We start from the raw sequence: 6,806 nt of genomic DNA, 5'->3' as shown, positions 1-6,806 counted from the left end.
AAAATATTTTTACAGTCCGGCTTCCATTTTTAGTTATGTCATAATTTTCATTGACTATACCACACTTAGGGCAGCAAGTCGGCCTATATGAAAGCTTTCCCCTTAGGACTGTATATTCTATACCTTTAATCTTTTCTTTTTCGTTACCTAAAATTACTAAATTGTTATCGTTAATTCCCAAGATTTCTGTTATACTAGCATTAGAATACATATCATTTCTCCTTGTTTTTTTATTTGTAGTGATTTAAATTATACATGAGATTTGATGTGTATTCTTCTTTTTTTGCAAAAAATTTAGCGTTGGGAGAGAATTTTTTCTCTCACCAACGCTAAATATTATACAACCAAAAAAAGAAACTACCAAACCTTGAAGGCTAGTAATTCCAATGTGTTCACCCTTTACATTATCTAATTGATGGAGATGAGGGGAGTCGAACCCCTGTCCGTAAGCCCATTCCATGCTGCATCTACATGTTTAGTCATATCTTTTATTATCTCGACTCCTCTAACACCGATTGACAGGTTTTAGATTTGTCCAGTCTTAATTGTTCAACTCAAGGTCAAGACACCCCAAGAGCAGTACCCTGCATAAATGACGTCAGCTCTTAAACGGCAGGAGGTCTAAGAGGGACGAGCTGCAACTAGGCAGCTAATAAATTATTTTCGTTTGCGTTTGTTTTAAATTTCCCCAGTTTTTACGTGACCCAGAGTAACACGACATGCAGCCTCACGTTCAAAACCCACGTCGAAACCGGTACACCCCCATGAGAGTTACAGTTGACTAGTTGCAAACGTGCATTAATCAATACTATATTGATATCGTACACTAAATGATAACACAATAAGTAAACTAAATCAAGACCATATCCAAGAAATTAATCAAGATAAAAAGAGGACCCCTGCCATATTACTGCAAGGGCCCTTTAATTTTTAAGCTTAAACCTATGTACTATTTTAGGTCTATTCTATGTAGGTATATATTTATTTTACACACCTATTTTATACATATATTTTACATACATATTTTGTACATATACTCTATATAGCCATTATATATAACTATTCTGTGTCTACAAGGCAATATAGCTCTGAACTGTCTATGTTAACATATTGTTCCTCTCCAGTATCATGAGGGTCTGCTGGTGATAGGGAAACTATATAATCACCATTTCCTACTCTAGGATGGTGTGCTGTAGTAAAAAACTCTATGTCCCCGTCCTGGTCTATTGAGCATATATTTATACGTCTATAGTCAGAACTCTCGTAATAGCTTTCTTCTGTAAGATTTTCATCTATTTTTGTAGCCTTAAAAACATAGCCTTCTTCTATAAGACTCACTAGCTTCAAATGAGTAGCCCTATAATCTCCCAACCTAGGTGATTTAATATTTTTTAATTCCTTAAACTGGTTCCTAAACTTGTCTCCCAATACATTCACTATACATACATTACCGCCTCCAAACTTATTTGTAAGCTCATTTGAAACTAGGACATTGTATAGGGGTATTGGAGTATTTATAAGTAGTTTCTTATATATTACAAGGTCTAGGTTGTAATTCTCCAATTCATATAAGATCTCACCTTGGTAGTGGTCTATGCCATTGGCAGCTGCCAGTTCTATATTTTTATCAGCATAGTCTACTATCAAGCAAGGTATTTCAAGATGGGACAAAAAGTCTGCAAATGCAACTGAAAACTTGTTTGAACCAACAATTAAAAGACCTGGCTTTCCATCATGGGCTATACCTAGCTTTTTGGCGAGAGGTTGTATAGAAAATCCATGGGCGACAACTGTTACAACCACAAGTGCAAATGTAAGTGGAAGGAGCATCCTAGCATCTTCGTAACCTTCACTTATCAAGAGATTAGAAAAATAACCAGTTACTGTAAGGGCTACTATCCCCCTCGGCGCAATCCAACCTAAGAGTAATTTTTCTTCCTTACTAAGATCTGCTCCTATAGTTGACAACCATATTGATAGGGGTCTTACTACGAATAGCATAGCCAATACAAACATAAGTATCTCTGGTCTAAATATATTTACCAAAAGTTCTCTTGATAGAGATGCTGTCAACATAATAAATACTGAAGATGTCAACAGGACTGAAATATTATCATTAAAGTGTTTCACATCTTCTATAGACCTAATATGCATATTTGCCATTACAACACCCATGACCGTAACAGACAATAGACCTGTCTCATGGGCTACCGTATCACCTAGTGTATAGGCTCCTATCACAAGACACATTACTATGGCCGCCTTTAGGTACTCTGGAAAGAAATTTTTCTGTAAGGCAATCCCCGTAAAATATCCAATTGCTAGGCCTATAATTACAGATATCACAACACCTATACCGAACTTGACCAATATGGCCATACTAGCGTCACTAGATGTGAATACTCTAGCAAGTTCAAAAGAAAATACAGCGAGTATTGCCCCCAATGGATCAACAAGTATACCTTCCCACTTGAGTATAGAGGAAACCTTCCTATCTAGCTTTGCCTGTCTCAAAAGAGGCAGTATAACGGCCGGACCTGTTACGATTAATATTGCTCCTATTACAAGTGATGTAGTTATTGATAGTCCACCTACAAAATACGCACAGGCACTTCCTAGTACCCACGCTATAAAGGCTCCATATATAACTATCCTCTTGATAGTCATCTTGGTATCCCTTATCTCTTCAAAATTAAGGGACAAACTACCCTCAAATAAAATCAGTGCCACTGATAGAGATATTATAGACTTGTAAAGGCTGTTTCCTATTATGGCTTCTGGTATAATCAGACCGAACATAGGACCTACAATTAAGCCACAAACACTCATTATTACAATTGCAGGCTTAGATATCTTCCATGCCAACCACTGAGAAAATATGCCCAGAAATACTATGAGGGCCACTGATACTGTTGTAGTTAAAGTCATTTCATCACTTCCTTAATTAGATACTTTCATTAAATATAATTGGAGCCCTTCTCTTAGGTGGCTTCTGGTCCTTTGGTATATATCCTAAGATCATAGGTGCAACTATTGAATAGTTGTCTGGCACATTATATTTTTTTCTAAACTCATCATTTTCCAATATTTCTTCTGCAAATCCTATCCAACAAGACCCTATCCCCTTGTCAAATGCAGCTAATATCAAGTTCTGTGTAAATAAAGAACAATCCTGCATATACCAATGAGAGTCCTTATCTCCATACACAATTACCAGAGTCTGCGCATCATAGAATAGGTTGTAGTCTGGATTGTCAAACAAGTCCCTGTACTTGTGAAAATGTGGTAAATTGTCCATATTTGCCCTTATATATTCTAAACCTTTATCAGACAATCTCTTTAGTTCTTCTTTGTCCTGAATAACTACAAATCCCCAAGGTTGCCAGTATTGGGCTGTAGGTGCACAAGAACTTATCTCTAACAGTTCCTTTATAGTGTCATATTCAACTTTTTTATCAGTAAAACTTCTTACACTTCTTCTATTTCTTATGCAATCTAATACTTCCATCAGTACCTCCTAGTATAGTTTATTGTCTATCTTATTTTTTATTTCAATCGCTTGTTCGTGATTGGGTTGCAGGTTTAAAAACCTCATTATTTCAGTCTTTGCATCTTGATACTTCTTATCTTCAATATCTTTTTCTATATGAGAAAGCCATTTTGAGCTGGCCTGACTTTTTATCTGAAATACCCTATTGGCCGTTGTATCATCAAGTGGATTTACCGTCAATAATATTTCAATAGCTTTTTCATACCCACCTAATTTTACTTCATTAGATGCCTCCCTTATTATTTCATCAGCCTCTATATGCCTTGATACATTTGAACGTTCAATATTGTATTCTATATTACCAGTCTCTTCGTATAGTTTTTCGTATATGACCGCAGCCTCCTTGTAATTACCTGCCTTGTAGTATTCCTTAGCCATACTTTCATATTTCACAATTTCCCTATCGCTCTTGATAAATATACAGGCAAATATTATTATGACAAGTGCAGCTATAAGTGTCAAAATAACATAAAACTTAATTCTAGAATTTTTATCAAACTTATCATAGGGTCTTTTGTTACTTTTATTTTCATAAAGAGTTTCATCAATTTTTAAGTTTTTATCCACATTCGTATAAAAATCCTCTTCTAGAAATACATTGGGTTCATTGATATCCTTATCTCTCCACTTCATATAGACCTCCTTTCATAAGTTCAACATCATATTTCATTTTTAAGTTCCCATTTAAATCTAATCTTATTAATTATACATTTAAATTTTTGTTTTAAGATATATCAAAAACACCATTACAGTGTGTATTTTAATTAAAACTTACTCTTCATCTATTCTGGACTCTATCATGTATATCATTGAATCTGTAGGCATACCAGCTAGACTTGCTAGATCGTTTAATGTCATAGCTCTTAGGGTTTCTGATGCACTTAGGGTCTTTAACTGATTAAATTTTGGATTTATATTTAATAGGTATTCCTTTACATAAGGGTGCTGGTCAAATAAGTCGATTACCTTGGTATCAAATTCTAAACCAGACTTGCTCTTTGTAAATGAACTCTCTTCCTTCTTTGCTGGTGGCTTCTTAAACATAGTCTTGATATCCGTATCAGGTACATATGTAAGGCAAAGATCAAAGCCCTGTCTAAGAACTGTATTTAGTATTCCCGAACGATTCTCTGTGGCACCCTCTAGTCTAGCTATAACCTGCTTAGAGAATGAATCAACCCTCTGGTTTGCATTTCTAAGATCATAATATGTTGTCATTACTTCATCATAATCTTTTATCTCTTCCATGTAATTATCAAATATCTTATATTCATTTTCAAATACCTTAAGGTCTAGATCCATTCTAGGCTTTAGCTGTGGCTCCTGGTCAGGATATCCAAATCCTAGACCTAGTGCTGGGAATGTGAACTCTGGTAAATTAAGTACTCTTGTCATCTCAACTGAGTCATTTAGTATGCTTCCAAGATATACTCCACCTAGACCTAGGGACTCTAAGGCAACAGTAACATTCTGAGCTGCAAGAATGGCATCGGTAAATCCTTGGAAGAACCTATCCATGTCCCTTCTAGATTCAAGATTGCAGTCCTGTTCTGAAGCAATCTTTGCATTTCTAAATGCATCAACTACAAATATCCATAGTTCTGGAGCCTCTGCTACATATGCTTGACCACATATTTTAGATATTGCATTTTTCTTGTCCTGGTCTGTTATTCTTATTATAGAATATGTCTGCATACCTGTACTAGATGCAGTCCTGTTGGCTACTTCCAATAATGTAGACACTATAGGACCATCAATCTGCTTGTCCTTGAACTTTCTTATCGTCTTATGGTTTAACTGTGTTTCTATCGTAGTGTTCATATTTGATATCCTCCATATAAAATCTTCAATTAATAATAATAGAGTATATAGTTGGTATTACTACATACTCTATTATATTTATACTATATATTATAACCTTTATTCTCTTATATTTCTATATACCCTTTAGTATACTTTCTAAAAATATTATGAATGAAGCAAAATTAGTAAACCACCCTATCTAGGGCACCTGTTAGATATGCCAGTGCAACCCCGTAATTCGTTATAGGTACTCCTGCCATCCTTGCCCTATTTATTCTTACCATCATATTTGACCTAGTCAGCATACATCCACCACATTGGATGATTAGGCTGTATTTAGAAAGGTCCCTCTTGAAGTCTTTACCATGGCTAAAATCAAACTCTATATCCTTGCCTGTTTTATTTCTTATAAGGTTTGGTATCTTTACTGTTCCAATATCTTCGTGGTTGGAAGTATGGCTACAGGATTCTGCAATCAGGATCCTATCACCATCCCTTAATTTTTCTATATGCCTTGCCCCTCTCACTAGATGGTCTATATCTCCCTTTTGCCTAGCGAACAAAATGGAAAAACTTGTCAAATCTATGCTCTCATTAACTAGACTAGCTACCTCTTTAAATACCTGAGAATCTGTTATAACTAGGTCTATATGTCCCATCTCTTCAAGGGCTCTTTTTAATTCCAAATCTCTTACAAGGCTGACCATGACCCCCATGTCCAAGCACTCCCTAATGACCTGGACCTGAGGAAGAATAAGTCTCCCCTTGGGTGCCTCAGAATCTATAGGAACAACCAGCAATGCCTTGTCACCAGGTCTTATCAGTCCGTCAATCAGTCCCCTATCAGGTTCTAGGGATGACAATATATCAACTAGACTCTCTATTATTAGTTTTCTAGACTCTTGTCTTGAAGACACTAGGTCTGTAAAAACTATACTAGGCCCCTCTTTACTAGCCCCCTCTTTTGAGCTATTTTTTTCATTTTTATTATTCTTTTCATTATCTTCTTTTACTTGCTTATATTTTTCTATATAACTTTCTATCTTGCTTTTAATATGGTCCCTATCGATTGAGTCGTGGCACTTATTGACTATATATACTGTTGGCTTAGCAACCATAGACCCATCTTCTAGATAGATATCTTCTGAACAAAAATCATTGGCATCTATGACATATACCAATAGGTCTGCATCCTCTATCTCCAGCCTTGTCTTATCAACCCTCTTTTGACCTACAAGACCTTCATCATCAATTCCGGCAGTATCTACTATCTTAACAGGTCCATATGGTAATAGCTCCATCATATGGTAGACAGGGTCTGTTGTAGTTCCTAGATAATCAGCTACTATGGACTTATCTTGGTCTATAAGCAGGTTGAATATAGAGGACTTACCAGAATTTCTCCTACCCAAGAGAACTATGTTCTTTCTATTTCCTAAAGGTGTACTCATCT

5 protein-coding genes, 1 other RNA gene and 1 pseudogene are annotated in these 6,806 nt (G+C 35.8%); all 7 read right to left on the bottom strand.

Annotated elements, in window-relative coordinates; genetic code table 11:
* Positions 1–211: pseudogene (locus F823_RS0107595) on the bottom strand (ISL3 family transposase); the annotation flags it as partial.
* Positions 212–413: 202 nt separating this feature from the next.
* Positions 414–764, bottom strand: a transfer-messenger RNA (tmRNA) gene (gene ssrA, locus F823_RS10915).
* A 295-nt stretch (positions 765–1,059) separates the two neighbouring features.
* Positions 1,060–2,928 carry a cation:proton antiporter gene (locus F823_RS0107585; RefSeq protein WP_002846602.1) on the bottom strand — a complete coding sequence of 623 codons (1,869 nt, stop codon included), beginning with the start codon at positions 2,926–2,928 and terminating at the stop codon, positions 1,060–1,062.
* Between the two features lie 16 nt (positions 2,929–2,944).
* A complete protein-coding gene (locus tag F823_RS0107580; RefSeq protein WP_002846603.1) occupies positions 2,945–3,508 on the bottom strand; it encodes a nitroreductase family protein in 564 nt (187 codons plus the stop codon).
* 9 nt (positions 3,509–3,517) lie between these two features.
* Positions 3,518–4,183, bottom strand: coding sequence for a hypothetical protein (locus tag F823_RS0107575; protein ID WP_002846604.1), 666 nt, complete (start codon positions 4,181–4,183; stop codon positions 3,518–3,520).
* 138 nt (positions 4,184–4,321) lie between these two features.
* Positions 4,322–5,371: a nitroreductase family protein gene (locus F823_RS0107570; protein WP_002846605.1), complete on the bottom strand. Its 1,050-nt coding sequence runs from the start codon at positions 5,369–5,371 to the stop codon at positions 4,322–4,324.
* 164 nt (positions 5,372–5,535) lie between these two features.
* The gene (hydF, locus tag F823_RS0107565; RefSeq protein WP_002846606.1) at positions 5,536–6,804 is read right to left on the bottom strand and encodes a [FeFe] hydrogenase H-cluster maturation GTPase HydF; all 1,269 of its coding nucleotides are present in this window, start codon (positions 6,802–6,804) and stop codon (positions 5,536–5,538) included.
* Between the last annotated feature and the right edge of the window lie 2 nt (positions 6,805–6,806).

This window comes from Peptostreptococcus anaerobius VPI 4330 = DSM 2949 (genome assembly GCF_000381525.1).
GTDB classification, from domain to species: Bacteria; Bacillota; Clostridia; order Peptostreptococcales; family Peptostreptococcaceae; genus Peptostreptococcus; species Peptostreptococcus anaerobius.
The sequence above is the reverse complement of the archived record's forward strand: the minus strand, read 5'-3'. Positions and strand labels throughout refer to the sequence as shown.

Excerpts from the sequence above, each read along its gene's own strand:
- F823_RS0107585 (WP_002846602.1), bottom strand. The coding sequence starts at position 2,928 with ATGACTTTAACTACAACAGTATCAGTGGCCCTCATAGTATTTCTGGGC.
- F823_RS0107570 (WP_002846605.1), bottom strand. The coding sequence starts at position 5,371 with ATGAACACTACGATAGAAACACAGTTAAACCATAAGACGATAAGAAAG.
- hydF (WP_002846606.1), bottom strand. The coding sequence starts at position 6,804 with ATGAGTACACCTTTAGGAAATAGAAAGAACATAGTTCTCTTGGGTAGG.
- F823_RS0107580 (WP_002846603.1), bottom strand. The coding sequence starts at position 3,508 with ATGGAAGTATTAGATTGCATAAGAAATAGAAGAAGTGTAAGAAGTTTT.
- F823_RS0107575 (WP_002846604.1), bottom strand. The coding sequence starts at position 4,183 with ATGAAGTGGAGAGATAAGGATATCAATGAACCCAATGTATTTCTAGAA.